Source organism: Paenalicyclobacillus ferrooxydans, from assembly GCF_001399675.1.
GTDB classification, from domain to species: Bacteria; Bacillota; Bacilli; order Alicyclobacillales; family Alicyclobacillaceae; genus Alicyclobacillus_B; species Alicyclobacillus_B ferrooxydans.
The window spans coordinates 1-24,700 of sequence record NZ_LJCO01000071.1 but is presented as its reverse complement, the minus strand read 5'-3'; the positions used below and the strand labels follow the sequence as shown (position 1 = coordinate 24,700).

28 protein-coding genes and 1 pseudogene are annotated in these 24,700 nt (G+C 47.5%); 3 read left to right on the top strand and 26 right to left on the bottom strand.

Annotated features, from left to right (window positions below; translation table 11 throughout):
- Positions 1 to 32: 32 nt before the first annotated feature.
- The 10 genes from AN477_RS16305 to AN477_RS16265 all read right to left on the bottom strand — a co-directional run bounded on the left by AN477_RS16305 (position 33) and on the right by AN477_RS16265 (position 9,380).
- Positions 33 to 1,394 (bottom strand): hypothetical protein, encoded by a 1,362-nt coding sequence (locus AN477_RS16305; RefSeq protein ID WP_054970238.1) that lies wholly within the window; start codon positions 1,392 to 1,394, stop codon positions 33 to 35.
- 167 nt (positions 1,395 to 1,561) lie between these two features.
- Complete coding sequence (locus AN477_RS16300; protein WP_054970237.1) at positions 1,562 to 2,062, bottom strand: hypothetical protein; 501 nt, start codon at positions 2,060 to 2,062, stop codon at positions 1,562 to 1,564.
- Positions 2,059 to 2,436, bottom strand: coding sequence for a hypothetical protein (locus AN477_RS16295; protein ID WP_054970236.1), 378 nt, complete (start codon positions 2,434 to 2,436; stop codon positions 2,059 to 2,061). The genes AN477_RS16300 and AN477_RS16295 overlap by 4 nt, the downstream gene beginning before the upstream one ends.
- Positions 2,437 to 2,464: 28 nt before the next feature.
- Positions 2,465 to 2,620: a hypothetical protein gene (locus AN477_RS24635; RefSeq protein ID WP_157062015.1), complete on the bottom strand. Its 156-nt coding sequence runs from the start codon at positions 2,618 to 2,620 to the stop codon at positions 2,465 to 2,467.
- 214 nt (positions 2,621 to 2,834) lie between these two features.
- On the bottom strand, positions 2,835 to 3,692 hold the full coding sequence (locus AN477_RS16290; protein ID WP_054970235.1) for a hypothetical protein: 858 nt from the start codon (positions 3,690 to 3,692) through the stop codon (positions 2,835 to 2,837).
- 12 nt (positions 3,693 to 3,704) lie between these two features.
- Positions 3,705 to 4,694: a hypothetical protein gene (locus AN477_RS16285; protein WP_054970234.1), complete on the bottom strand. Its 990-nt coding sequence runs from the start codon at positions 4,692 to 4,694 to the stop codon at positions 3,705 to 3,707.
- Complete coding sequence (locus AN477_RS16280) at positions 4,673 to 6,154, bottom strand: ATPase, T2SS/T4P/T4SS family (protein WP_054970233.1); 1,482 nt, start codon at positions 6,152 to 6,154, stop codon at positions 4,673 to 4,675. The genes AN477_RS16285 and AN477_RS16280 overlap by 22 nt, the downstream gene beginning before the upstream one ends.
- 14 nt (positions 6,155 to 6,168) lie before the next feature.
- Positions 6,169 to 7,227, bottom strand: coding sequence for a hypothetical protein (locus AN477_RS16275; RefSeq protein WP_054970232.1), 1,059 nt, complete (start codon positions 7,225 to 7,227; stop codon positions 6,169 to 6,171).
- 20 nt (positions 7,228 to 7,247) lie between these two features.
- Positions 7,248 to 7,967 carry an SAF domain-containing protein gene (locus AN477_RS16270; protein ID WP_054970231.1) on the bottom strand — a complete coding sequence of 240 codons (720 nt, stop codon included), beginning with the start codon at positions 7,965 to 7,967 and terminating at the stop codon, positions 7,248 to 7,250.
- Between the two features lie 87 nt (positions 7,968 to 8,054).
- Positions 8,055 to 9,380 carry a hypothetical protein gene (locus AN477_RS16265; RefSeq protein ID WP_054970230.1) on the bottom strand — a complete coding sequence of 442 codons (1,326 nt, stop codon included), beginning with the start codon at positions 9,378 to 9,380 and terminating at the stop codon, positions 8,055 to 8,057.
- 137 nt (positions 9,381 to 9,517) lie between these two features.
- Here AN477_RS16265 and AN477_RS16260 point away from each other — a divergent pair, with 137 nt between their 5' ends.
- Positions 9,518 to 9,850: a hypothetical protein gene (locus AN477_RS16260; RefSeq protein ID WP_054970229.1), complete on the top strand. Its 333-nt coding sequence runs from the start codon at positions 9,518 to 9,520 to the stop codon at positions 9,848 to 9,850.
- A 22-nt stretch (positions 9,851 to 9,872) separates the two neighbouring features.
- Here AN477_RS16260 and AN477_RS16255 read toward each other — a convergent pair whose 3' ends face one another.
- From AN477_RS16255 to AN477_RS16175, 16 genes are all read right to left on the bottom strand, one after another.
- Positions 9,873 to 10,598, bottom strand: a complete 726-nt coding sequence (locus tag AN477_RS16255) for a relaxase/mobilization nuclease domain-containing protein (protein WP_054970228.1) — start codon at positions 10,596 to 10,598, stop codon at positions 9,873 to 9,875.
- 2 nt (positions 10,599 to 10,600) lie between these two features.
- The gene (locus AN477_RS16250) at positions 10,601 to 11,017 is read right to left on the bottom strand and encodes a hypothetical protein (protein WP_054970227.1); all 417 of its coding nucleotides are present in this window, start codon (positions 11,015 to 11,017) and stop codon (positions 10,601 to 10,603) included.
- Positions 11,018 to 11,983: 966 nt separating this feature from the next.
- Entirely contained in the window at positions 11,984 to 12,241 is a 258-nt protein-coding gene (locus AN477_RS16245) for a hypothetical protein (RefSeq protein WP_054970226.1), read from the bottom strand.
- 31 nt (positions 12,242 to 12,272) lie between these two features.
- On the bottom strand, positions 12,273 to 12,620 hold the full coding sequence (locus tag AN477_RS16240) for a winged helix DNA-binding protein (RefSeq protein WP_054970225.1): 348 nt from the start codon (positions 12,618 to 12,620) through the stop codon (positions 12,273 to 12,275).
- A gap of 60 nt (positions 12,621 to 12,680) precedes the next feature.
- Complete coding sequence (locus tag AN477_RS16235) at positions 12,681 to 13,511, bottom strand: ArdC-like ssDNA-binding domain-containing protein (RefSeq protein WP_054970224.1); 831 nt, start codon at positions 13,509 to 13,511, stop codon at positions 12,681 to 12,683.
- Between the two features lie 256 nt (positions 13,512 to 13,767).
- The gene (locus AN477_RS16230) at positions 13,768 to 14,010 is read right to left on the bottom strand and encodes a hypothetical protein (protein WP_054970223.1); all 243 of its coding nucleotides are present in this window, start codon (positions 14,008 to 14,010) and stop codon (positions 13,768 to 13,770) included.
- A gap of 66 nt (positions 14,011 to 14,076) precedes the next feature.
- Complete coding sequence (locus AN477_RS16225; protein ID WP_054970222.1) at positions 14,077 to 15,423, bottom strand: hypothetical protein; 1,347 nt, start codon at positions 15,421 to 15,423, stop codon at positions 14,077 to 14,079.
- Positions 15,424 to 15,905: 482 nt separating this feature from the next.
- Complete coding sequence (locus AN477_RS16220; protein WP_054970221.1) at positions 15,906 to 16,193, bottom strand: hypothetical protein; 288 nt, start codon at positions 16,191 to 16,193, stop codon at positions 15,906 to 15,908.
- Positions 16,194 to 16,247: 54 nt separating this feature from the next.
- A complete protein-coding gene (locus AN477_RS16215) occupies positions 16,248 to 16,451 on the bottom strand; it encodes a hypothetical protein (protein ID WP_054970220.1) in 204 nt (67 codons plus the stop codon).
- Positions 16,452 to 16,839: 388 nt separating this feature from the next.
- The gene (locus AN477_RS16205) at positions 16,840 to 17,418 is read right to left on the bottom strand and encodes a DUF6618 family protein (RefSeq protein ID WP_054970218.1); all 579 of its coding nucleotides are present in this window, start codon (positions 17,416 to 17,418) and stop codon (positions 16,840 to 16,842) included.
- Between the two features lie 94 nt (positions 17,419 to 17,512).
- The gene (locus AN477_RS16200) at positions 17,513 to 17,950 is read right to left on the bottom strand and encodes a JAB domain-containing protein (protein ID WP_054970217.1); all 438 of its coding nucleotides are present in this window, start codon (positions 17,948 to 17,950) and stop codon (positions 17,513 to 17,515) included.
- Between the two features lie 296 nt (positions 17,951 to 18,246).
- A complete protein-coding gene (locus AN477_RS16195; protein WP_054970216.1) occupies positions 18,247 to 18,483 on the bottom strand; it encodes a hypothetical protein in 237 nt (78 codons plus the stop codon).
- A 311-nt stretch (positions 18,484 to 18,794) separates the two neighbouring features.
- Positions 18,795 to 19,637: a hypothetical protein gene (locus AN477_RS16190; protein WP_054970215.1), complete on the bottom strand. Its 843-nt coding sequence runs from the start codon at positions 19,635 to 19,637 to the stop codon at positions 18,795 to 18,797.
- Positions 19,638 to 20,256: 619 nt separating this feature from the next.
- The gene (locus tag AN477_RS16185; protein ID WP_054970214.1) at positions 20,257 to 20,946 is read right to left on the bottom strand and encodes a zinc metalloprotease; all 690 of its coding nucleotides are present in this window, start codon (positions 20,944 to 20,946) and stop codon (positions 20,257 to 20,259) included.
- Positions 20,947 to 21,055: 109 nt separating this feature from the next.
- Positions 21,056 to 21,532: a hypothetical protein gene (locus AN477_RS16180; protein ID WP_054970213.1), complete on the bottom strand. Its 477-nt coding sequence runs from the start codon at positions 21,530 to 21,532 to the stop codon at positions 21,056 to 21,058.
- A 654-nt stretch (positions 21,533 to 22,186) separates the two neighbouring features.
- Complete coding sequence (locus AN477_RS16175) at positions 22,187 to 23,131, bottom strand: hypothetical protein (protein WP_054970212.1); 945 nt, start codon at positions 23,129 to 23,131, stop codon at positions 22,187 to 22,189.
- A 679-nt stretch (positions 23,132 to 23,810) separates the two neighbouring features.
- On the opposite strand from AN477_RS16175, the gene AN477_RS16170 reads away from it, so the two are divergent.
- Both AN477_RS16170 and AN477_RS23860 read left to right on the top strand, forming a co-directional pair.
- Entirely contained in the window at positions 23,811 to 24,329 is a 519-nt protein-coding gene (locus AN477_RS16170) for a helix-turn-helix domain-containing protein (protein ID WP_054970211.1), read from the top strand.
- A gap of 245 nt (positions 24,330 to 24,574) precedes the next feature.
- A pseudogene (locus AN477_RS23860) lies at positions 24,575 to 24,700 on the top strand (hypothetical protein); the annotation flags it as partial.

Below are 24,700 nucleotides of genomic sequence, written 5' to 3'. Positions count from 1 at the left end.
CCCCCTTAACTGCGCCGTTCGCTCAACACAACTTATTTGGCGGGAGGGTTTTGCCCTTCGCCCCAGTCATATGCCTGAGTTAACCCAGGGTCAGTACCGGTGTTGTTAAATGCAATCTGAAATCCTTCGAGATACATGTCAGGATTGAGAGATGCAGTGTCAATATTCAATCCAGCAGTTCCGTTATTCGGTACGCTTAACGTCTTTCCGCCTCGGTTATCCTTTGCCTGCCACCCACCATACTCCCAATAACCATCAACCACGTCCCAAGCCATGTTACTTGCACTGTAAGACGTATTCGGCAAGGTCAATAGGATCGTTGTACCGCTAACCTGCGCTGTAATTTGGTCATAGTACAGCGTTTCATCCGCAAGATAGGACTGATAGTTACTCTCCGAAACACCGTTGCCTCCACTTGCTCCAGAAGTAGTAGGTTTGGGTGATGTCTCGGTGAGCCACATTCCGTAGTCACTATAAAATGGGACATGCAGATGATTCACACCGTTGATAACCCTATCTCCTGTTAGCCACCACTGAAGGTTATTGATGATAGTAGATAGTTCAGAGGTCGAAACCACACTCGATGCGCCAGATATATTTGTACCGTTAAAAAGACCGTTGACTTGTGCCCAGGTGAAAGGGTCAATCGATGCCTCATACGTGAGGTTATAGGGTATCCATTGCCCCTTTTGTGGGCCATTTGGTGCTGTCATGCCCTTTGCTTTCGATGCCCACTTCGACAACCACGTCGCCACTTGGCCTCCTGTAACCGGCGCTGTACTACTCGGTGTAATACCAACTTCGCTCATACTTGGATGGCTGTTGATGTCCCACGAAATTGAAGCAAAGGTATTCCACATTGCAGTTGCCATGTCGGATTGAGTGACAGGGGCAACGGATGCTTGCGTCAGATCCCACGTTGTTCCATTCCAGGTGGAGGATACGCCGATCCGCTTTAAAGCGTTCTCTAGGTAGTAGATAGGTACAAAAGTAGTACTCTGCTTTGATGATGGGTCAACCGCAACCAGCTTAGGAGCTGCTTCCACACGAACGCCGTTCATTACGAAATACATCTGATTCGTTGCGGTCGTGGGATTGAACAAGTCCGGGTTTAAGCCACTCGGTACCGACATGCTCCACGTGGTTCCGTTCCAGTTCGAAGTCACACCCAACTTGTTCAAAACTTCCATGGCATAATAAATCGGTAAAAACGATGTCTCTTGGTGTGTGGACGGGTCTACGGCAGTTGTGTGTACTGGATTGATCACATCGGCACCATTTAATTCGATATGGGTAGACAGCATGGTGGTAGCAGCGTAAACATTTACATGCGTAGAAAACATGGTTGCGACACCACCAACAAGGGCAACGGCTACGACAGTTTTACCTTTCATCAAAACCCCTCCTTGTGTAATGTCTCGTGCGGCCCTGCGGGTGCCGCCTGAGGCGGAAAAATCATGGACGCGGGACCCGTGCAAGGGTGCAAAGCGTAGCGTCCCTTGCACGGTGGGAAGGCCATGATAGCCTAAGGGCGCTGGCACCGACTCCCCAAGCACGAGACCTATGGAGCTGCGTACGGATATGCTTGGATAACGGTCCATCTGATAGGGTAGGCCAGTGATGCATTAAATGCTCTAGGTATCGGTATCTGCACAACATAGACAACCGCGGGTCCATGTAGTGTCACGTCAATCCCATACGTAGGGTTCTTATATACGTAAGGAAAGCTGCTCACGTCGCTGTAGTCGATAAATGCCTCGGAATCAATCACGAGAGGGCTTTGATAGGGACTGTTTGGCAACGGGGCGAGAGTCGTTGGATTTAACGCTAAATTAGTAGCGACAATCTGACGAAATATATCATTGGCCTTCGTCTGATCATATGTAATATCACCATCACTGACACTAGATGGCACCACCATTAACACTGCGGCATGTGTAGCCGACTCCAAGGTATAGTGCAATTGTTCATCTGCGTGTTGTGCAACCGCATTACTCAAAATAGCGACGTGAATCATGATGGAAAAAACGGCAAGGAAGATACCAGCCACCAGCCACTTCATTGCAGAACCTCGGACATAGCGGTTTCACTTTGCGTGATTGGAACAACCTCGGTGGATGGAATATGTACAAATGTAAGCGACGTTGGAACACTGATCGTCAGTGATAAAAGGCCACCCCTCGTTTGCGGGGTGGTTGTCCCTATAACGGTCACTTCAGAGGTCGGGTAACCTAGGTCATTCGCCACTTCTGCCTGAATGGACAACAGGTCAGAAGTAGTAAAATACCCAGTTGTAACGGACGCCTGAGAGAGTGAGTTATGAACGATATTCTGGATTAACAGAGACTTGTTCGCGTTGAGCTCGTCCTGAAACGGTTGCCACGCGAAGAAGTACAAAAAGATGGATAATAGGATTGCGGCGATCAGGTCACGCATGGGTGGTACCTCCTAGCCTTACCACAACTCAAGGAGCGACGATGTTGGATGTCTCCGTCGTAATCGCACTATTTGCCGAATTGGCTGTAGCACCCGCCGTGTTGTCAAAAAACGGCTTACCAACCGTTAAAACCACGGCTACTGCAATAGCTGCTAATAGAACGCCTGATACTAATGCTCTCATTCGAATATCCCCCTAGTAAGAAAATTTGTGTTGAATCACTTGCTGACCATACTCCAAAGACTTTTGTTGTGCATTGTGATACGCAGGACGAAACGCATTGCTGAACACAACCACAAAAAGAGCGAGAAGAAGGATTGCGGTAATGAGTAATTTCAACACGCCAACCCTTTCGATGTATAGTTTAAACATATACGAATATTTAAGCAAGGTTAATTCATGACATCAAGGAGAACTTAAGTAGACTTTGTGTGTAGAGCAAGAATACGTTGAGGGTCGGCCACGCAGCGAGAAAGATAAAGAGCCACGATAGGCTAAATACGACAAGGTCACGGAGTTTAATACGCGAGTGAAATCCTGACACGAGATCCTTTTCGAACTGGTCATAGATGTTTTGTAGCGCGGGAAACCCAACTTCAGGATTACTTTCATCAATCGTTAAGAGCGCCATAACAAAAGGCATGGTGTGCGTAGATGTCACTTCTTCCGCAAACCGAAGGAGAGCCGCTTTTGGGTCTTGCGGCCAGAATGTTACCAAGCGAAGTATTGGAGCACGCAGACGAGGAACACCAGGCGCAGCGCGTGCGACAATTTCGCGTACACTGTAGTGATGATTGATGCGTAGTTCAAGCTCCTGTTTGACGTGTGCAACGAGCCTGAAGAGGTCTTGAGCCTGTTGTTGCTGACGTTGTTTGGCAAGCGTTAAGAGTAACCAATAGATAGCCCACGGACGTTTGTAGCCCAAAAGAAGCCATACGGCGATTGGAGCGACCAGCACAAATGGATTTCCTGAGTGGTAATAGGTATAAATCCCATAATATAAACCAAGCAAAGAGAGGCCCGCACGAACGATGTAATACGTTTGCGCCGAAACGGAGAGCCCTGCATTACGAAAAGCTTGCTGCACACCCGCATCGTGCAAAGCCTCGGACGTTTTGATCTGTACAGTTTTCCACTGATTTAAAAGTCGCGCACGAGCGGTGACGCGAAAGGTTTCACTAGAGTGAGTTCGCACATACAAAACAACGCTCACGATCACACCGATAATGAGTAGCGTGGTGAATACAAGTCCCACAAAAATCCCCCCTTAAAGATCCTGTTTCGGCTTGTAGAAGGTTAAAGCGATAATCGGAGCAATGATGGCAGCAACGAGGGCAATAAGCAGAGACATGCGTCCACGAGAGTTCGTGAGAAGTAAACGCAGCGCATTGTGAGTGACGAGGGCATAGGTCATGTAAAGACCTCCTAAGAAAACAGGGATTGGAGCTACACCTAGAAGCATGGTATCCGTCCGTGTTGCTTTTTCCTCTTGCAAGACGTTACGGACATTTGTGAACTGGTCAGAAAGTTCATTGAGTGCAGTGTTCACATCGAGACGTTGCACACCCGCGAAAATTAACGAAGAAAGCCGCATGGCCCACGTAGTACCGGCTTGAATATTAAAACTGTCAATAGCATCGAGTAGTTCTTCTTCACTCGTATAGCGCTCCAAGCGAACAATCAAACGCGATAAGGCTTTACGAATCGGAGAATTTGAGAGGTCATTCAAAGTTTCGTGTAAAGCCACAAGCATTTTGTGGTTGTGACGACCGTACTTCTGGGCAAGCAGGGTAATGGGTTCTGCAATGTCATAACTGTTACGGATACTCAAACGGTACTTATAAATGCTCAGTGCACCGTAAGGAAGCAGGACACCAATTACACCAAACGGTATCCCTACAAGAAAGTGAGCTGTCGCAAAGTACACGAGAAGGTAAAGGCCTAGGCCGGTACCGACACTCACTTCCACAAACCGTCGAAATGTACGTTGACGGGAGACACTTTGGACAAAAGTCGCTTCTAGTAAATCCGTGATATGGGTTTGAAAAGTTCTCCGTCGATTCAACGGTACTAAGAGAGGGTCTTCAACAATGACATGCCCACTGGAACGGGAGAGTTGTCGCCGTTGAGCAAGACCATATACACGCTGTCTCATAACCGTGTAAGTGGTTCGAAGAGAAGACCGGAAGAGATACGCAAGGCTCGCAAAAATACCGACATATATAATAAGTCGTATCAGAGCTGCGAGGATTCGCATTCAAGGTCACTCCTTCCTTCATACATAGGAGATGTCACACTAGAGGTGTGATCAGGATGTAAAGTAGCCAAAGTTTCCAATTCGTTGATAAAGGTCTCCAACAACTCCGGATTGTACTTCCGAAGTCGTGTGGCGATAGTTTCAGAAATGTGGGGATTGTAAACCCAATCATCATGTTCACGACGATAAGTCACCAAAGGTACCATGTGTAGGGTTTGAGTAGGGTCGTCCCAGTGAAACGCGTAGACATGATCCACCACCTTTCGCCCCCGATCCGGACCCTCTTCAACCTCGTAGATTGAAATAACAATATCTAAAGCCTTCGCAGCACGACGATATTCCGCGTTCCACTCACGTTCCGGATAGTCCTTCAGACTTTGGTTGGCAAACTCGGTTGGGATTTGTTCGGGAGCTGCATGGCCGTGGTAAGTCGTAAGCGTAAATTTCCCCTTCGACTTACTTTCAAGAACAAGCTCTAATTCACCACTTCTGACTTCCGGAATGACGAAGTAAGCTGCGTCCGAACGCAGAAGGTCAGGAACCAACTCACGCTGTTGTTTCAGTGTGGCAACAATCGGGACAATGAAAGCGTGTCGATCCGGAAAGGCCTGGCGTAGCCGGACCTCTGCTGAATCGGTTTCTACAGTGACAACGAGAAGGTCTGGGTCACGAGTACCAACTATCGTTTTCAAAAATGTAGTTTTACCGGATTTCACTGGACCGACAATGACGTTGTTCAGAGGTAAGCGTCCAAGTATGTTCCAGAAACGCACAGCATCGTCGGGGATAGTGCGTCTTTTGGCCTGTCCAGAAAACGTGTAGTCTTTCATGGTGTACTGTCGGAAAACCACATATGGCTCGTCCACCAGTGGGCGGTCAAAAACCTGCACGCGAGTCCCGTCCAGCATCTCAATAGAAACTGTCGGGTTAAAATCATTATGCTGTGCGTAGGGCTGGCGAGACTCTAAGTTACGAATCATGCGGCGCACATCATCCACCGAGCGATAGGAAAAAGGCTGTAGCTCTTTGCGACCTCCGGTCTTCTCAAACAAAACGGAAGTACCATTAATAACCGCACTCTCGGTGGGATTCTTAAACCATACTGACATAGGTCCAAACCCAAGGATGGTCTGGAAGAGTGCTTCCGGAAGGCTCTCGTAGTACTCAGGATAATCGTCAGTTTGGTACTGTGGCTGTTCGCGCAAGAAGAGCGAGATTTGCTCTTCAAAGTAAGCAACCGCTGTAGGTTCGCCAAGCAATGCCTGACTCTGCCGTTCCGAATACTCCTTATGATTGCGTTCAAACAATGTCAATAAATGCCGGTCTACAACCTTGCAAACAGCGTCGAATGCGTAGTGATGGCCTTGTCGTATGCGTTTATGCTCTCTACTCGATAACCACTCATTGGCGAGAAAACGATTTGGAGCAGAAAGAGCGGCCAATAGTGCATGCTTATCCACGCAGTGATCCTCCTTTACTGTGCATATCCGTAAGTCGCGGCAATCATTGCGGCTAAAAGAGATATTCCTGCCCCTACCGTACGGGCTTCAAGGAATCGGGAGATAGCATCTTCGTGTTGTTCCGCTTGGTACAAAAGCAAAGTTTCATCCGGCAGTGACGTGCGCGTAGGCTGTGCTTTCAAGTTGCGCGCGTAGGCCAGAAGAGTACGTTCATTTGCTTGTTGCATCTTGTTTCCAATCAAAAAGATGTCTTCAGTACGGATGTCCAGTGGTCGCAAAATAGATTGAGAGAATTGATGAAACTTACGATCTACATACATACGATCCGTGATGACACCGAAGCGAAGAGTGGCAGTGATGAGGGCTTGAAGTGCAGCGGGTGTATTAAACACGCTACCGGCATCGAGTATAACCAGGTCAAAAGCCTGTTCTGCCTGCTCAATTAAGTACGCAATATCGGAGATGGTGTACTTTTCGAGTGCGCTAGCTTGGTTGCGATGACCGAAGAGGTACCTTACACCACTTTTCAGCTCGTACATGTTTTCGGTGAGAGAGGCGGGAGTAAGACTGCGTTCTTTTAAGTGAGATTGCAATTCATCTAAGTGATGCAATGGCTGAGATATCATCCACGCACCAGGCTCGTACAAGTTGAGACCCAAAACACCGACACGCAGACGATAAGTCTCCACAAGCTTTGAAGCAACGGCAAGACAAAGAGTTGTAGTCCCAAGTTGAGGTAGCACACCAAAGAACGTCACGACGGGACGACTCTCTATGTGACGTTCTGTCTTTTCAAGATAAGAAACAAGTCCGTCCCATGTGATCACAGGAATTTTTAAAGCAGTAGACATGGCTTGAACAGGATTAGTGATGCGGTCCACAACATACACCATTTTCGAGTCGCGATGAGTCGTAACATGCTCATAAAGATCAGTGGTCGAAACGGTATCCGAATCGATAAGCACCAAGTCATTTACAGCTGTATCCGGAATAGCGGATAACTGCGCCACAGAATCAACAGACACGTTTGGAACAAACTGACGAAAGCGCTCAGTGTGCGTTACAAAGTACATCAGATAACCCCTCCTAGGGATTAGTTACTCGGATAGGAAAAGATGAATTGATTGGTCAGCGATAAAGTCTTCAGTTGCTGAAACTGAACCGGAGTTAAGAGAAGGTCTACAGTCGTCGGTGTACCATTGCCATTTTCTTGTTGAGCGTATGGATTCGTAGAGCTAAGGGCGTTGGGAGAGGCATTCGTGATCTCTTGGTTGCTCCCGTTACGTACATATTCAACAGCTACATGGCTAAGGATGACCGAAGCAACGGATTGGCTCGAAGACGTTGCTGTCTGTGTCGTGGTTTTAGAAGTGCTGAAAGAGTTAGACGGCGTGCCTGGTGTATTGTTTTTCGGATAGGCATAGATAGAAACGGAATCACCACGACGAATTCCTCCCCCAATGGCATAAATCCACGACGAGGGAATGGGGTAGATTTGTTCATTCCCAACTGGAGTTAATGCGTTCGTTTCAAGGTCCTTGGCTGTGAGCTGTTGGTTAGCAGCTAATAGCGTTGCGGAACGTTTATTACGCAAAAACACAGGGTTTGTAATCGCTCCGGTTTCTAAAATTCTTCTTGGCACGAGTTCTGTTTTAACATTGTGCGCGGTCAGAAGAGTATTCGGCGGGATGTTCGTAGCGGCAACCCACACCGTAGTGTCTTGCAAAATAGGCGATAGATACTGTTCATACACAACTGCACCGCCAACGAACACTACCAAGGAGATACCGGCAAGCGCATTGCCTACCCACATGCGTTTTCTCTCCCGCGAAACAGGGCTTTTTGGTGGGTGAGACGGCCTCTTTCTCGATGGCAAGGATACTCCAAGTAATTGCATGGACTAATGCCTCCTCCAAAATGGTTTACGTTTTTCCTCAGTCCGTATCAGGGCTTTTGGCACCCATCGGTCGATCCACTGTTCGGTAAAAAACTTCAGTTCCTCAGCTATCGTAGATTCGGTTGTTGGAAACGTACCGTTCCATGCAGCCCTTGCAACGATGTCTGGAGGAAGGTAAGGAATATAAAGATGCTCAGGAGAAAGTGTAAGAACATCGGGATCTACGTGACGCGTCCATTTATTTAGGATTACATGTGCACGTGGATAACGTTCCAAGAAGCTGTTGGCTTGTTCCGTCCAGCTCGTGGAAAATATACGCGTAGGGTCACAATCCATCAAAAGAAAAAGATCGTCCGCTGATTCAAGGAGCATGGAGTCTTGAAGATTAAAACCTACATCAACTAGGACAAACGGTTTACGAAGTTGATGATGAATGTAGACAAGACCTTCCTCGTCCGAATACGCTTTTGGCGTATAGCTCGGTGGCAAGGGAACAAGCTCCACACCTTCAATCGAAATAGAACTCCCCTTCCGGTCCTGGAGCCAATGTGTGTAGGGAAGAATTCGCTCATACAACCGAAAGTACGTCCAATACCTAGCATCCTGGAGTGGGTATTCAATCAATGAAACGCTTCCAGCATCCAAAGTTTTGGTGAGGCTATGTGCCAAACAGAAAGAAATAAACGTTGAACCGGAACCAGGCCAAAGATTTACGAAAACTACCAAACGTGGCCGCAAAGTTTGAATAACTGGCTCACGAATGTACACCGGTTTTTCAACGATCTTCTCTCGTTCTACCACACGTACCGAAGGTGTAAGTGAGAGCGTCTCTGCTGGCTCCGACGAAGTGACAGAACTCGACACGTCTTGAACAACAGTTTTTCTTTTGCTGGATTTCAAATACTTCTCAATCCCAAGTTTGCCTTCGGAGGTTTCAGCCTTAGTTGCTACATCCTTGGAAGCAGGATTGACCGTATGTTCAGAAACATCGGAAACGGAAGTAGGAATCTTGGTGTCGTCTGGATAAAATGGTTCTGCACCAACAGAACAAAGCGGCAAAGAGTCTTTGAGCCACGACGCAGCCTGGACAAAATCGTCGAAGTATGTAACCGAAGCCTGGATTCGTTGCAATAGGCTTTCGGTCGTCGTAAGCGATTCCCAATGACGATCCAGCAGCACAGCTGCAGGTGGTTCACTCTGTTGGAGTAACCAACCCTGGAGTTCAGACTCGCTCGCAAAGAAAGGAGCAACATATGGTCCTGAAATATCTTTGAGAATACGTGCGTAGACTGTCTGACTTCGCATTAACAAAAGTAATTTTTTGGCCACATTACCACATCCATAGACGTGACTTGACGAAAGAATAAACTATACTAATAGTTACAGTGATATTTTACTACAAAATACCTTTGATTCAAAAGTAATTTGGGTTAAATTTATACCACAAGGATATAGGAGGCGTACTCGTGAGTGAAAAGACGTACCAACTATATAAAGCAAAAGTCCCAGAACACATTTTTACAGAATTCAAGATGTTATCTGTAAAACGTCGAAAGGAAATCGCTTTGAGAGACCTTGTGACGGAAGGAATGGAGAGGCACGTAAAAGCGGTTAAACACGGCGACACAGAACCTGTGGCTACAGAGCTAGACCAATACCCGAAAGATACGTGGGTAGCGTGGACACTTTCCGTAGAAAATGAGGTTTATAAGAAGGCGCGGATTTTAGTGATAGAACGTGAGTTGGACATGTTTGGCTTCGTGGCGACAGCCATGTTGAGATACCTGGAATCACAGTAGTAAGACATAACGAAGAAAAACACTAACGGTCTAACTCGCGATCCGTCTCACGAGCAATTTGCTTTTGTTGTTGATCGCGACGGGCACGCCGTCTTCGGTTTCCCTTGACGGCATGCGCCGTAGTCGAAGCATCTGAGGAAGTATCTCGTCCGATGGATCGTAAAGTTTGCTCCATAGTACGCTCTGGAGTGGGTTCGTGCGTGCGACGAGTCCCAGGGACGCGTTGATGAAAATCCCTTTGGGGAGCAATTGCATCTAGTTTCTGTGCAAGAATGTCTCTAGACCATTCATAGTCAGTTTTATTGAGATATACCCGCTTGCTCTTTCCGTCCGGAGTTGCCCCAACTCCCATGATATGTATGTGTACATGCGGATGACCTGTCTTCTCATGTACCGCAGCAATCCACTCTAGCTTCATCCCTTTGCGTTCTTCGAGGTCCCTCATAAATGCGCGTGCAAATTCCTTGTAATTGCCTCCGTTTTCAATAAACGAATCATAGTCACGGCCACGCATAGATACAATCAGTGCGTGCATCTTAACAGTAGCTCCATGTTGCAAAGCAGGGTGAGTCTCGATCTTCGTGATGAACGTCTCAAAATCGGCCCCACGGTCAAAACGCTCATTAAAAAAACCACGCTCTTCGTCCGCACGTTCGCGCGCACGAAAACCAATGTATTTTGTGTACTGTCGGGCACCCTGGACACTGTTACGTCTTTGATGTTTAACGAATACCCGTGCTTCAGCCATGATTACTTCTCTCCCGTCTCACTCGATGAGGAACCAACAAACTCCTGTATCTTGAATGACTCTTTGCTGCTGAAGTACTTTCTTGCGTTGTCACGCAGGTCTGTGTAAATCTGTCTCTGTTTGACTTCTGGGTATTCCTTATGACGCTCGTCCAGCGTATCCATCAACACCATGGCCACATCCATACCAACACTGCCAATCATTGCAGCAAGACGATTGAATTGCTTTCGCATTAACTCCTCAACCATTTGGTCGAGTTGCTTCCTCGCGTAGTCCTGTCCTTCCGCAAGGACGTATTGCACAACCGCATGAGAAACAATTTCTGATTCGCTACTCTTGATACCTCTCTTTTTGAGTAGCGTTTGGTACTGAGTTAAGGAGGTTAGCGCTGCATCTGATAAATATAGTGTCTTCTTCACCTGGGACTCCCCTTTACCTAAGGAAACATATACCAGTCGAAAGATGTAAGACGATTGTAGTATAGTTTTGCCTTGCTATGCAAGGCAAAACACTAAAATGACGTCACACATGTAATCATGTGACGTATAATCTAAGCCTTGCGTAGCAAGGCTTTTCGAGTTGCTGACAGCAACTCTTTATCCTGCGTACCGCCATGGTCGCCTTGAGACCGGATTCTCCGGAGCTGGCTCCGTCGATAGAGCTCGCTTTAGCGAGGCTCTGAGACACGCTTGGAGACGGCTCCATTCCGATGGAGAAGACGGGCGTAAGGCGTTCGATTCCGAAGGAAGCGACACATGGTGGTTGGACCGGTACGGCGAGGTCAGGGGGCCGTTCCTGGAGTGTTCTATCTCCAGGAACAAATACCACGGGGCACACTGAGCGTAGACGGACCGCTGCCCCCCCCAAGGGGGCGCTCGCCTTTAAGCACTTGCACTGCACTTCAGGCCACAACTCTGCACCAGGCGTTACGGATGGTGACATCGTGAACATCACAAAATATCACTACATAGTACCATACAGTACAATGGTATTAACGTAACCACGCCAATAACAAGAACAAAATAGTATTATATAGTACTATGTGGTACAATAAATGACGGTAATTCGGTATGTCTCGTGCTCGGGGAGTCGGTGCCGCCGCCCATAGGCTATCATGGGGTTCCTACGCATGGGGGCTGCTCCTTATCCTCCTGCGCTTCGTTTAGTCCGGTACCGCTTAGTTCGCCCCCACACGCAGATTCCCACCCCATGATTTTTCCGCCTCAGGCGGCACCCATTAGGGACGCACAACAAGAAGGAGGTCACTTTTTAAATAGAATAGGACTATATAATACTAAACATAACAGTATAGATAAGTCCGAAACGAAGAGAAAAAGGCACCGTATAGGTGCCTTGAAGTAAAATGTAATACTTTCAGTACAGCATCATTCAAGAGTCATTTGGTGAAGGTACCCGTTAGTAGATAAACACAATCCACATTCGGTAATGGCCTGTCCGTTACGTCCAGTGTCGTAGCTCCTGATTACGTGGAATCCTTTACTTTCAAGGTAACGCTTGGCTTCCGTACCGTCTAGATCAGCAAACCGTTGATAATCAGGGTCATAAATGAAATTACCTGAACTTGCTACCGCTCGTAGTTCCTCTTTGGTGAGTTGCCCGTTGTGCTTCATATTGCGTGCCATATGTATCCGTCCTCTCATTGGATGGCGTTCATTAGCCTATAATTTGAGTTGGTTCCTCGATGGGTTTGCCTGCGGTGTCATCTTTCAATCCGAGCCTTTCCAAGGTGTCTTCCAGAAGCTGGCTGTATTCTTGAAAGGACAACCTTCGATCTGGATACCTGCGAATCATTTTCTCGCCTTTCGTGGTGAGTCGTAGGCATTCTTCTTTATGCGCTTTGGAAGTCTCAATACGTTCGATCCAACCTTCTCGTACACACACTGCGATACTTCGGGACATGCGAGACAGCTCCGATTGGCTCCAAGGCCTGACCGGATTCGAAGTGTTACCACGTGCAGAGACCTTCCAAAGTAGTTGTAATTGTACTTTTGATGGTTTCATGAGTGCAGCTCCTTCCTTTTTGGGGAGTGCGGGAGGGGGTACCCCTCCCGCCGATGTGTTTTAAACCGCCTTTGCAGTATCGGTCGTCGATTGTTGCTCAGCCTCCTCGATTATCATGGTCAGTACTTTTTCAATGTCACTTATAGCTCTCATCACGGCCTTGGTGCATTCCTGAGGCTCCATCTTGGCGTAGTGTGCAACATAGTCGCGGGCCTTGCTCACATATCCCTCGTATCCGTACATCAAGCACAGAATTGCAGCACTCGTCTCGGCAACAATTTCCTGTGTCGAATCTTGTCCACCCTTCAGGGGTCGGATGCGGTGATGAGCTGCGTGAGAAAGCTCGTGAAAAAACGTGGTTACATCATGTGTACAAAGCACAATGGCATCTTTGCCGGGGTAGTAGGCTCCATAATAACGGGTGTTCCCTCCTTGATACTTCACATCGATGCCCCACGCCTTCGCCACGTTCATCAGAGGTGGCATGACAGGGGGAGTGTAATCCGGTCGGCTGTCCTCGATGGCTTTGCCTTCGGTATCTTCAATCCGGAAAACCGGAATGCTTTTGAAGCCAGTAATAATGGTTTTTTCTTCTTCCTCCCCTGTCTCTGTGTTCTTCTCTTTGATTTTTCGGGCGACAGGTCCAAGAATGTAGATGGCTTTGGAACCCTTGAGCACATGCCTGCCAACCTGTTCCCATTGGCGAAAACCTCGCGCGTCCTCCGTGCCATTGATAAAAGTAAGAATCTGATTGGCAAGGCTCCAAGAATCAGAAGGGCGGTCGCCTGATTTGCGTTTTAACATTGTGTGCGCGACAGCTTGTGGCAGGTCACCGGATTCCCACATTGCCAGTAGTCGTTGAGTAGCTTCCATTACCTGGTTGTTTTTCATTTCCTATCATCCTCCCTTATGTCTCGTGCGCCCCTTGGGGGGTGCCGCCTGAGGCGGAAAAATCATCGGCCTAGAGGCTCAGGTCGAAGGGTATAAGCGCGGTACCGGACGAGCGCAGCGTAGGAGGATAAGGAGCGCGGCCCTTTGAACTGAGAAAGGTCGATGATAGCCTCAGTAAGGCGGCACCGACTCCCTAAGCACGAGACAAAAAAGCCTCAGGGAGAATCCCTGAGGCATCCACTGCCCTGGTGCATTTCTATATCCCTAGCATGAGTTGCTGTTTCTTCGTTTCAACCGCCGTCAGTTTTTGTGTCATTTCTTCTCCTCGTGGAAATGGGAACGCAGCTTCAATTTCATCCGGCCCTGCAAACCAGCCTCGGAGATTACCTGCACATGAAACGGCATATCCCTGTCGGGCCTCATTCCACTCTCGAATCGACCAATCACCCGCCGTTACAATCACCGGTGCGTGATACCACATGCTCAGTGTTTCTATCATGGCTGTTCCCCTCTTCATGTAATGTGATGGAGAGTCAAGGCAGGGAAACCCCTGCCTTGCTACCACTTATGCGCTTTTTGCCTCGGACACGTGTACTTGCACCAACTTGGGAACAATAAGTTTTTCAAGAAAGGCCTTCACTTCTTCAGTGTTTGCCGAAGTGTGACGCATCTGTCCAACCAGCTCGAAGTAGACACCATGACAGGCTTGCTCAAGGCTGCCATAGTGCTCGATGGCAAGTCCGAGCCAGAAAAAGACTTGTTGTTCCATGATGGTTCTTGTGCGAGTAAACAGGTCTGTGACGACTTCTCCGAGCTCCGTATTTTGAAACGCAGTGACGCCGGACTGGGTGAGCACTTGGTAATCTGCCTCCAGCTCTACAATGTGCGACATGGGCACCACTCCAACACGGGTATCTGGTGCATTCCAGGTGCGTTTCGGAAATGGGTTACGGTCTACCAACTCCACCACCATGTAATGAGGCCTGCGTGAAATGGCTTTGTACAAGAGACATTCGTGTGTGTCGTAATAGAGCCCCACTGCGGGCATCTCAAAGGCCATACCTTCTGTCACAACAAAGCGGTCGGACAAAAGGAATGGTTCATAAGTCCCTCGATGATTGGAACTCTCGTACTGCAAATGGAACTCACCTTCGTGTTCAATGAGCTTTGCGTACCTCTGTTCCTCTTCATCGAATAGCACCGTACCAAGCGGCAATTTTGGAGCTTGCGACAAAATGCACTCGTTATGAATCTCAATGCGTTCTTTCATGTCGTTGCTGGCGTCTGAGTAGGTGACATGGCCTGTACGGTACTTGCTGACACATAGGAGAAAACCGTGTTTGTCCTCAATGGCAGAAATGGAGCGCATGAGTCTGTATCGTTCGCCGTTTTCGTCAATGAAATCACTGGAATACTTGCGCCGTTCCACGAGAACTGCACCCATACGATAGACCGTCGCGGTCTCATTAGAACGTTCATACTGATATGTGTACAATGGCACAAGGTCTACTGTAGAGATCCGTTTCACCAGGCAAACGTGTTTGTCGTAGCGATACGAACCGTAATTCTCGTAAAGACCTTCGGGTTGCTCTGTGTTCAGCTCAAACGCTGTAAATTGTTCGGTTAGCGCATCCTGAATCTGGCGAGCACGGGTGTCGCCAATGGTGGCACTCGCGCGGTAGTCGATGTCACAAAAGAAACCTTTTCCCTCAGTCGGTTCCCATGCGCCTAAGAGAATGACACAAAGATGTTTGAGACCACGCATTTCTAAAGGGAGCTCCAGCCGCACAGACGTGAGATTTCCTTTGTAGTCGTGTTCTATCTCTGTCAGTTCTGCGGTTGCTATGCTCGCAACGAGCTCACGGATGTTGTAGAGATTTCGAAAAAGTGGCTTTCTGTCGTTGTAATACATATCTATCATCCTCCCTTATGTCTCGTGCGCCCCTTGGAGGGTGCCGCCTGAGGCGGAAAAATCATCGGCCTAGAGGCTCAGGTCGAAGGGTGTAAGCGCGGTACCGGACGAGCGTAGCGTAGGAGGATAAGGAGCGCGGCCCTTTGAACTGAGAAAGGCCGGTGATAGCCTCAGTAAGGCGGCACCGACTCCTTAAGCACGAGACAAAAAGCCTCAGGGAAAATCCCTGAGGCAACAATGAGTAGAACGATGCTCTTGTGTTATATAGCGGGAAACATATGTACGTAGAATGTGAGCCAAGCCCACAAGACAGCACCGGTAAGTGCAAAGATACCAACAAATAATCTTCGTAAAAACCAAGGTAACGGTTTACTAATCAAGCCACCAAACAAAGAACCCAACACAATTAGGACAACTAGAGCAACCAGAGGAGAGAGCATATGCGCCCCCAAATGAAGATTGTTAGGAATGACGTTCATTGATTAAAGGGATAAGCGATGCAGATTTGTGTAAGGTTTGTAGTCGACAAGAAAGACCTCTGGCGACAAATGATTGTCTTTGGCATCGACAAAATGATGGACGGCACCTACCCAGAATTGAATGCGTGAATGATTCGGTTGGTGTTTATGAATCTCATTCACCATGGTCTCACTAAGAATCACAACATCACCAAAATGTAGTTGAAATGGATACTCTACATCAGCGAATGATAAACGTATATAACTATCGTTAATCCTCGGATTAGCAAACCGAAAACTATATGTGTACATACAAGCGCCCCCTATTCGACTGTTTGAAAAGTAAATGTTGGACTAGACTATGGGTCAAAACAGCTTTGGAAATCGACGCCGATCCGTGCGACTCCGAAGGCGACGGATACGTTTGACCCACGAATACACAGCAATGAACCAGGCAACCACGATAAACCACGCTACAGGGGTCATGTGCCAGTGGTCACTAACAAGCAGCACATATAGGATTCCAGGGATTACAATAATGCGGTAGAGGCTGAAAATGGCACGTATCACGAGCTTTCCCTCCTTTCCACCAGGCCGGGGACCCACGGTAGGCGTTAGCCTACGAGCGTAAAACGGAGACTATAGGCTCCGTAGCGAGAGTGGGTGGCCGTATAGGTGGCCAAATGTATTAGGTATAACGAAAAGTAATACGTTTGACCCCTATATCATTATCAGGGACAAAGTGAAGCACTTTATCAGGCAAGGTAATAAAAACAGAACCATTTTGCCCCCGACGAACAACACAACCTGTGTTAGAGAACTCCTCGGCCAATTGGTTCAAAAATCTACGAATCGTAAACGGGTCCGTGAAAGAAGCATACAGTTTCTCCGAAACCTTCCTCACAAGCACACCACCCAAGGAACCTAAGCTGCGAAAGAAAAGCGATCTGAGAAGAATTCAAGAAAAAAAACCTGATTTATACAAAGCATTCAAGGCAGACACAGCAGAAATACCATCAACCTGGTTCAATTCAGAACAAGCAAAAACTTTTTCCTCGTTGTAAAACAAGTCAGACGGAGAAGCAAGATCTAAACAAACTTCATGAACGGGAAGCGCAAGGAACCACCCCGACAAAGAAGGACCGACGATCACCTTAAACCCACTTTCCCTAGCCTGAACGTAAAACTCATAGTGACTCCCATGTGAAACAATCCAAGAAACCATTCCATCCCAAGTTTCCAAACAGTCATCCACCGTTAATTTACAAGCAAATGGAACTTCGATAGCCCGCTGCCTTACTAATTCCGCACCATGTAAAGAACCTGTTAAATCACCATGAAAAGAAGACTCTGGATACTCCAACAAAGACCCGCCTTTCTGTTTTAACCAGGATTGAATAGCAAGCTCACCAAGATTAGATTCCGAAATGTAAGACGCTTTTGCGACCGTTTGGAATTTTTCTTTCGTTTCAGCGGTTGTATATATGACAATCTTCTCCGCTTGACGTTCATCTGACGGTTTCTTTGGACGAGCCACAGTACCACCCCAAAAATAATTTATATATTAATTATATACATAGAACCAATAAAAGTAAACTGTGACGTGAGGAAAAAAAGGGGGGGTTCCCCCCTTAGATGTAACCCTCCGCACGCAAGCTGACGTGACCAGGGTCGCCAATGATTAGGTGGTCCACCACATCGATGCCCAGAATACGACCGGCTTCCACGAGGCGCTTAGTAATGGAGCGATCCTCTGAGCTTGGATCGGGCCTTCCGGACGGATGATTATGTGCACAAATGATGCCACTGGCGTTCGACAGAATTGCAGCTTTAAACACTTCACGCGGATGAACAATACTCGCATCGAGAGAGCCAATGGACACGGTATGTATCGCGTTGATGTAGTGTTTCGTGTCGAGCATCATGACAATGAAGTGTTCACGGTCAGCTCCTTCTAAAAAGCGACGTGCGACAAATACAGCATCTTCAGAAGAACCAATCTGGAACCGTTCGGATTGAAGAGCGCCCTCCTTAACCATGACAACCTTCACAATATCGATGTTCTCCATAGATAACTCCTCCTTGGCGCGCTGGCCGTGTTGTCCCCGTTCGGGGCACCCAAGTACCAGCATGTGAGCGCACCGGAGGCCGGAACGCAGTGGAGGACGCGCAGCGTTGTGCCACATGATACAATGCCTCGACCCGAGCGGAGGCAAGAATCAATTGGCAACCAGGTAAACGCTACGCCACGAACCGCAAAGCACCTTCGTATCACTAACGACTTCGCGACAGCGAAGTTTCCGACTTGCAGTTCAACAATGGGTACCACCAACAAGTACGCGAGGAAAAAAGGGGACGAGCCCCTTCACCAGCAGTCTTTCACGTACTCCTGATAGCAGTCCTCGCACGCGTGACGGTCGAGTTCATGTTTGGTGGCCGCCAACTGAGCGGCACGGCTGTGTGCATCCTCTTGAGTCTCAAACTCCTCACATATATCGCAACCCCCAAGTGAGCACGTGGAGGTTTGCACATTCCATCGACCTGACTCCTCATCGAGGAATACTGGGAAAGCACCGACTTCGTAATAAAATTGATTGGACATGAGAATAACCTCCTTGGCGCGCTGGCCGTGTTGTCCCCGTTCGGGGCACCCAAGTACCAGCATGTGAGCGCACCGGAGGCCGGAACGCAGTGGAGGACGCGCAGCGTTGTGCCACATGATACAATGCCTCGACCCGAGCGGAGGCAAGAACCAATCGGCAACCAGGTAAACGCTACGCCACGAATCGCAAAGCACCTTCGTATCGCCTACGACTTCGCGACAGCGAAGTTTCCTTTACTTTGCTTCTCATCTCATTCAAAACCCCATGGCGAACCATGGGGTCTCCTTTGAGGGGGCTCTCCCCACTCCTATTAACAGGCCTGTTGTGTTTTCTCTGGGTCTCCTTCGTCCACCCACACTCTTACATCGGACTTCATTGATCTTTCATAACTCGAATCCGAGCCGCGCATGACCATGAGCTTTAGAAGTTCTTCCGGAGTCCGACATTCAGTGATGTAGTGTAAATAAAGAGGGCGATAATACGTAACGTCACGAGCTGCAAAACGATAGACAAAACAACCTTGTTGGCCCCCCTCGGTCCATCTGAGCTTCAATAATTCTTCCTTCCATTGCTCACGTGAGAACTGAAAAACGGTTTGAACATATTCACGAATCACACTGCCCTTGCCCTTTGGAAACTCTGCCTTACACGTCCAACTTGCGTAGTAACTCAACAGCTCATCAAGACTGGTCACTGCCACAATCGCTTTATCCCATGCCTCACGGACCAGCGGATGATATTCAGAACTCAGGTACGGGTACTGATGTTCGAAGGATTGGAGCGCAGGAATCCTTTTGTCTAGTGGCACTTGTTTAAGTACATCTACCAACCGTTCGCAAATGTCGTCCTTGCGCGGTGGTGTATAGCTGTCATCATGCCCTAAGTACACCCATTCATCGTCCGATGACATGTGCCGAAAATCATGTTTTTCTGTCTGTAACCAATAGTAATCCAACTCTTCCCGTTCTGTTTGCCACCAACCGCGCGTAACAAAAGTACCCGTAAACTGCACACCGTTACTCCAGTGGACTTCAAAGCGATCCCCAATGCGAATATCGTCCAGTGCAAACGTGCTACCATACACTTTGTTTTTCCAGTCGTTGGCCTCTGCAATATCAAACAAGTCCAATTGTTTCCATTTTTGCACGTCCATTTTATCGGTTCCCTCCCTGCATAATGAGAAGTCGAATCACGAGCCCCAGAATAATCAGGTCCAGTAGCACATTTACAAAGCTCATCCGTCACACTCCCTTGTTTGCAAAATGAGAATGGGTTACAATCTCGATAGTGAATTTTAAATGGGACGGGAAAGGGCTAGTCGCCCCTCCCCCGGTGCTTACCAGTGGCTCTCCGTTTGGCTGAACGGCGAGCCTTTTTCGTTGTCTTCCGCAACCTCCGTATTTGTAACAGGAGCAAAGCCACGGTCAACAACTTAATCAAGACATCCAGAGCCACCAGTAAATCCTTTCCCACTTGCGATCCCCCCTTTCCAGCGGCTGTGTCTCGTGCGTCCCTTGGGGGTGCCGCCTGAGGCGGAAAAATCATCGGCCTAGAGGCTCAGGTCGAAGGGTATAAGCGCGGTACCGAACGAGCGCAGCGTAGGAGGATAAGGAGCGCGGCCCTTTGAACTGAGAAAGGCCGGTGATAGCCTCAGTAAGGCGGCACCGACTCCTTAAGCACGAGACAAAAAAGTCTCAGGGATTTTCCCTGAGACACCGACATCGAGGAAGTATTCTTTTTCATTGTGTGCGTCCTTATAATTGGACCATACTTCAAACAGATAATTGACTTGGGATATGGTATAAGCCCAACTTAGCACCCCGAACGGCTTTCCGCTCAATAAGGTACTTCATTTCCTGGGTAGATCGGACGGTAGGGACTTGCAGTTTTGCCGATAACTCATCCACCAGAGCGTGGTCCAATATACATTTATCCCACACTTTAAACCACGCTCCGTCAGACAAGCCAACAACGGGATCACCTAAAGTAGGAAGACCATTCTTATGTTTCACTTTGCCATTAACGTAGATTTGATAGGATGGCAACCCATTCGGCACATTACCAACAATCATGCTCGCAGAGAGTATCAACAATAACCCCGCTAAAATGTATTCCACGTGGAATAGAAAAAGCGCAATGGAAACAAAAATTCCAATAGCTCCCACAATCAAGCTCACACGGATACCAGCGATAATCACCGTCTTAAATCTCCGGTCTGTTTTGAGGCTTAAAAAACTCGCTGGATAGTTACAAAACTTGAGCGGCAGTAACCCAAACCACCAATTTCCGATATTCAGACGCAAACTGCCCCTACCGATAAAAACATCTGTTGGTACTGCGTATTTCCTCCGAAAATGGTAATGACCAAACTCATGTACCACGGCAATAATGTATGTAAATATGTACCATAATGGACTACCGATGACGACGAGTAACAAGATTGTGAGTATCATCGTGCGCATTGTCAACCTCCTTTAGTTTTAGGACATCGATGTCAAATGGCATATACCATATTGAAGAGGGTATACATGGTCTGTGATCGAGTTTGAACAGGCTCCTTGATCTCATATTCTAATTACCATCAGGTGACATGACACAATTGTGCACGGTCTTGAGTATCGAGCGAAGGTCTTGAATCTGTAATTGTTTTTTCTCTGCCAACTTAGCAACTATGAGTTCTATGTGTCGCGCGAATTCGACATAAAGTGAGACAGGAGCAGCATACAGTATTCGTGAATCGATAATGCATTCCTGACCTGGCTTCATTCGACTCGTGATAAAGGTTCCGCTTTCAGGAGTTCTATCCCGTACCGGATAATGACGCATTACAGGGATAGTCCCATTGGGACCGTCCCACTGCACGATGAACAACATACCGAAACCTTTGATTTGGACGGCACCTGTTCCGTAGATATAAGTACCTTTCGAAAGTTCCCCTACACATTCAGCCAATTCATCCGCCGCACATCCAGCAAACTGAACGACTTTTGAGGTTAAAGCGTTCTCTTCATGTATCAAGTCAACGAGTGCCTGGGTTTTTTCCAACATGATGAGCATTCCTTCTTTCTGAAATTGTTGAACACCAATTTACTTAACCTTAATAATTTTATTATACCACTTAAAAAATAACTAACGTTATAGAGGTAAGCGAGTGCATGAATAGAAACATTGGCGATCGGCAAGGCTATCATTATCGGCTTAAAGATTTTATAGGCATTGTTATCTAGTGGATACGAAAACTTCTCGTTTGTTTTTAGTAGTAGATAGAAAGCATGTATTTCTGTTAAAAGATGTGGAATGTGCCGTAGGCACTCCACATAGTCTTATCAATATTTGTTAGAAAAGAATAGTTTAAGCACGCATCAACAAGTAGTACAAATTACACTAGTAGCAAGCCTTTGCAGCCCATTTGAGTCATGCACAATCTAGACTTTTACCGTGCATAAAATAGACGTTAGATGGGTTATCCACAGGTTGAGACATGCACAATCTAGACAGAACACCTGTTCAAAAGGGAAAATCTGGGTAAAAAATGGAGACACATGGCATCGACTGAACCTTGTGCTGTGTACAAGGGTAACGAAACACCCATCTCAGGAGGATGAAGAGAGTATCAGAGAGAACTTCAGGTATGCCAAACACACCACGCCAAAAGGCCTGGTTTTAGGGGGGGCCAATGAAGATGTAGAGAACAGTTAGAACTTAAGCGGTGTACTTGAGTCTCCACGCTGGTATTTGTTTGAGTAAATCACCAGATTTTAAGAGCTTCGTGAGGTATGCACCTCGCCATTTCACGTGTCGCGCTGCACAGATAGCGCCAAACATAGAAGCAATCCGTAGAATGGTCTCAGGATGGAGTTTCATATCAATACCGTAAGCGATCAATCTACGTGTAGACTTCGAGAGCTCGCGCCATGTGGGAGTATCGGCCCCCCTCGCAGCTGCATAGCCTTCCAAAGTCTCGCGGCTTACCGCTCCATGTAAAGCTCGGAAGGCTTCTTGCTCTATAGTTCTCGAATCGTCTTTTACGAGCCAAAATTGGAGTAGAACGTCCGTTCCGGAAGCATTCGGAAGTTCACCCCACTCTATAAAACCGTCCAGCAATGCGAGATTCTTTCTCACGCGGCTTGGTGCACTACCAAGATGCTTTTTGTACATAAGCGTTCTCATCTTGCGGAGAATTTCACTATTGCGATGACGGCTCACATCCATAATTTCAAGGCAGAAGAGAATCATAGCGGGTAGATGATGTGCAACTAATAGGGAGAGGAGTGCAATGAAACGCGGTGTGAGGTTGAAGTAACTGGCTCCTGGTGCGGTACGGTCCGCCTCATAATCAGTAATCCGATAGTGATCCTCATAAACATGAGTGACGAGAGGTGTTTTTAAGAGCTCCTGGACAGCGACATATACGGTTGATTTGGGTAAGTGTAAAGCATCTCGCAAAGCTGAATAGTCCAGAACAAAATCACCGGTATTTGCATCACAGATGAGGTGTACACCGATAAACGCAGTTACAACACTGGCAGAGAGATTCATTTCGGCCAGTCGATGGCGCATTGCCGTATAAAACTTGGCATAAAGATAAGGGGTTTGATAGTAAGGTCGTTCGCCTATTTCTTGGTCTTCTACAATTGCAACAGTCATAGTTTCTGCACGGAATACCGTTTAATGGTTGACTCTAACTAAACCGCCGTGGTATCCTTTTTTTGCGAATTTCTATCAGGATACTGTGTTGGGCGGCTGCTAAAGCCGTTCTTTTTTTCGTTTTTATCCTCTAAACGGTAACGTTCCGCTCTATCCTCCTTTTTGATATTAGCGGAGCTACATGGTACTAAATAGGGCGCTCCCACGGCTCATATGACCGTAGAAACGCCCGATAATTTGACACAACGTTGCAGGATTTTATAGAATGCGTATCGAATACATCCTACTAAACTGCTTATTGTGATCAGGATACAATTCGAGTGTTTCCTGGTCATATGGACTGGGATGGAAAACCCAGTCGTTCCGCGCTCACCCTTGCCGGGGTGGGCGTTTCACATTCTCCGTGTCACGTCACTGAACTGGTAAATTCGACATGTTCAGGCGTATTCCTGCTAACGCTACACAAGTCGGCTTGTTCAGCACACCCCAATTTGAACGTTTCTCTGTGTAAGGTACATTATAACCTTTATCAGTATTTATCATAGTTAAAAAACATGTATACACCAAGAACAAAGTTTAGTCGCATAGATTTGAATTTTCTCTCAATACAAGGGAATAGGGTGCTTGTAACGAATGGATAAAGCATGTTGAAGAGGGTCCGGAGACGGAGGTGAACAGAATGGACAACAAACAAGAACTAACACTGAGGGAAGCAGCAGAAGCATTTGGTGTAAGTACGCAGACGTTGCGTCGGTGGATTAAGGACGGAAAATTACAAGCAGAACTCAAAGATAGTGCTTACGGTTCGCAATACTACATCAAAGCCTCAGAGCTGCCTTCTGCGGAAGTACGAGAGGTAATACAGGTAGACCGCACTGTCGATATGAAGGCACTCGGTCAACTCATCGACCAATTACTCCATACACAACGCAACGAAATTCTTGTGTCGGTCGAGAGCCTGCAAACGGAGTTTAGAGAAAGTATGCAACAGCGAAACGAGAGAGAAAACCAACTTCTTAAAGAACTTAGCGAGATGAAAGAACAATATCAAGTCTTACAAAATCACGTAGATGAGTACATCGAACGAAGAGCACAGGAGATTCCGGAACAGATTCGAACACTCCTAGAGTCACGTGAACCACAAAAACACCGTTGGTGGCCATTTGGACAAAAAAACGGAAGGGATAAGGAAAAGTAATCTGGTCTCGTGCTTAAGGAGTCGGTGCCACCGCCCATAGGCTATCATGGGGTTCCTACGCATGGGGGCTGCTCCTTATCCTCCTGCGCTTCGCTTAGTCCGGTACCGCTTAGTTCGCCCCCACACGCAGATTCCCACCCCATGATTTTTCCGCCTCAGGCGGCACCCCCCAAAGGGCGCACGAGGCCATTAGAAGACGAGGAGATGGTACTTTGCAACTCCTTGAGGTCTACGCGCACAAATAGGAAGGTTACGATGTGATATCCTCTGTACTGCCGTTGGATGCCGTACCACGCGCACTTGTGAATCGGGAGACCACCGGTGTATTCAAGCTGATTGCGGATGCACAGACCCGCAAAATCCTCGGCGCA

Excerpts from the sequence above, each read along its gene's own strand:
- AN477_RS16225 (WP_054970222.1), bottom strand. The coding sequence starts at position 15,423 with ATGTATTACAACGACAGAAAGCCACTTTTTCGAAATCTCTACAACATC.
- AN477_RS16190 (WP_054970215.1), bottom strand. The coding sequence starts at position 19,637 with ATGGACGTGCAAAAATGGAAACAATTGGACTTGTTTGATATTGCAGAG.
- AN477_RS16295 (WP_054970236.1), bottom strand. The coding sequence starts at position 2,436 with ATGCGTGACCTGATCGCCGCAATCCTATTATCCATCTTTTTGTACTTC.
- AN477_RS16300 (WP_054970237.1), bottom strand. The coding sequence starts at position 2,062 with ATGAAGTGGCTGGTGGCTGGTATCTTCCTTGCCGTTTTTTCCATCATG.
- AN477_RS16195 (WP_054970216.1), bottom strand. The coding sequence starts at position 18,483 with ATGTCCAATCAATTTTATTACGAAGTCGGTGCTTTCCCAGTATTCCTC.
- AN477_RS16255 (WP_054970228.1), bottom strand. The coding sequence starts at position 10,598 with ATGGCTGAAGCACGGGTATTCGTTAAACATCAAAGACGTAACAGTGTC.
- AN477_RS16245 (WP_054970226.1), bottom strand. The coding sequence starts at position 12,241 with ATGGCACGCAATATGAAGCACAACGGGCAACTCACCAAAGAGGAACTA.
- AN477_RS16185 (WP_054970214.1), bottom strand. The coding sequence starts at position 20,946 with ATGCGCACGATGATACTCACAATCTTGTTACTCGTCGTCATCGGTAGT.
- AN477_RS16285 (WP_054970234.1), bottom strand. The coding sequence starts at position 4,694 with ATGCGAATCCTCGCAGCTCTGATACGACTTATTATATATGTCGGTATT.
- AN477_RS16180 (WP_054970213.1), bottom strand. The coding sequence starts at position 21,532 with ATGTTGGAAAAAACCCAGGCACTCGTTGACTTGATACATGAAGAGAAC.
- AN477_RS16270 (WP_054970231.1), bottom strand. The coding sequence starts at position 7,967 with ATGTGGGTAGGCAATGCGCTTGCCGGTATCTCCTTGGTAGTGTTCGTT.
- AN477_RS16175 (WP_054970212.1), bottom strand. The coding sequence starts at position 23,131 with ATGACTGTTGCAATTGTAGAAGACCAAGAAATAGGCGAACGACCTTAC.
- AN477_RS16305 (WP_054970238.1), bottom strand. The coding sequence starts at position 1,394 with ATGAAAGGTAAAACTGTCGTAGCCGTTGCCCTTGTTGGTGGTGTCGCA.
- AN477_RS16170 (WP_054970211.1), top strand. The coding sequence starts at position 23,811 with ATGGACAACAAACAAGAACTAACACTGAGGGAAGCAGCAGAAGCATTT.
- AN477_RS16275 (WP_054970232.1), bottom strand. The coding sequence starts at position 7,227 with ATGTACTTTGTAACGCACACTGAGCGCTTTCGTCAGTTTGTTCCAAAC.
- AN477_RS16230 (WP_054970223.1), bottom strand. The coding sequence starts at position 14,010 with ATGATAGAAACACTGAGCATGTGGTATCACGCACCGGTGATTGTAACG.
- AN477_RS16235 (WP_054970224.1), bottom strand. The coding sequence starts at position 13,511 with ATGAAAAACAACCAGGTAATGGAAGCTACTCAACGACTACTGGCAATG.
- AN477_RS16240 (WP_054970225.1), bottom strand. The coding sequence starts at position 12,620 with ATGAAACCATCAAAAGTACAATTACAACTACTTTGGAAGGTCTCTGCA.
- AN477_RS16200 (WP_054970217.1), bottom strand. The coding sequence starts at position 17,950 with ATGGAGAACATCGATATTGTGAAGGTTGTCATGGTTAAGGAGGGCGCT.
- AN477_RS16220 (WP_054970221.1), bottom strand. The coding sequence starts at position 16,193 with ATGTACACATATAGTTTTCGGTTTGCTAATCCGAGGATTAACGATAGT.
- AN477_RS24635 (WP_157062015.1), bottom strand. The coding sequence starts at position 2,620 with ATGAGAGCATTAGTATCAGGCGTTCTATTAGCAGCTATTGCAGTAGCC.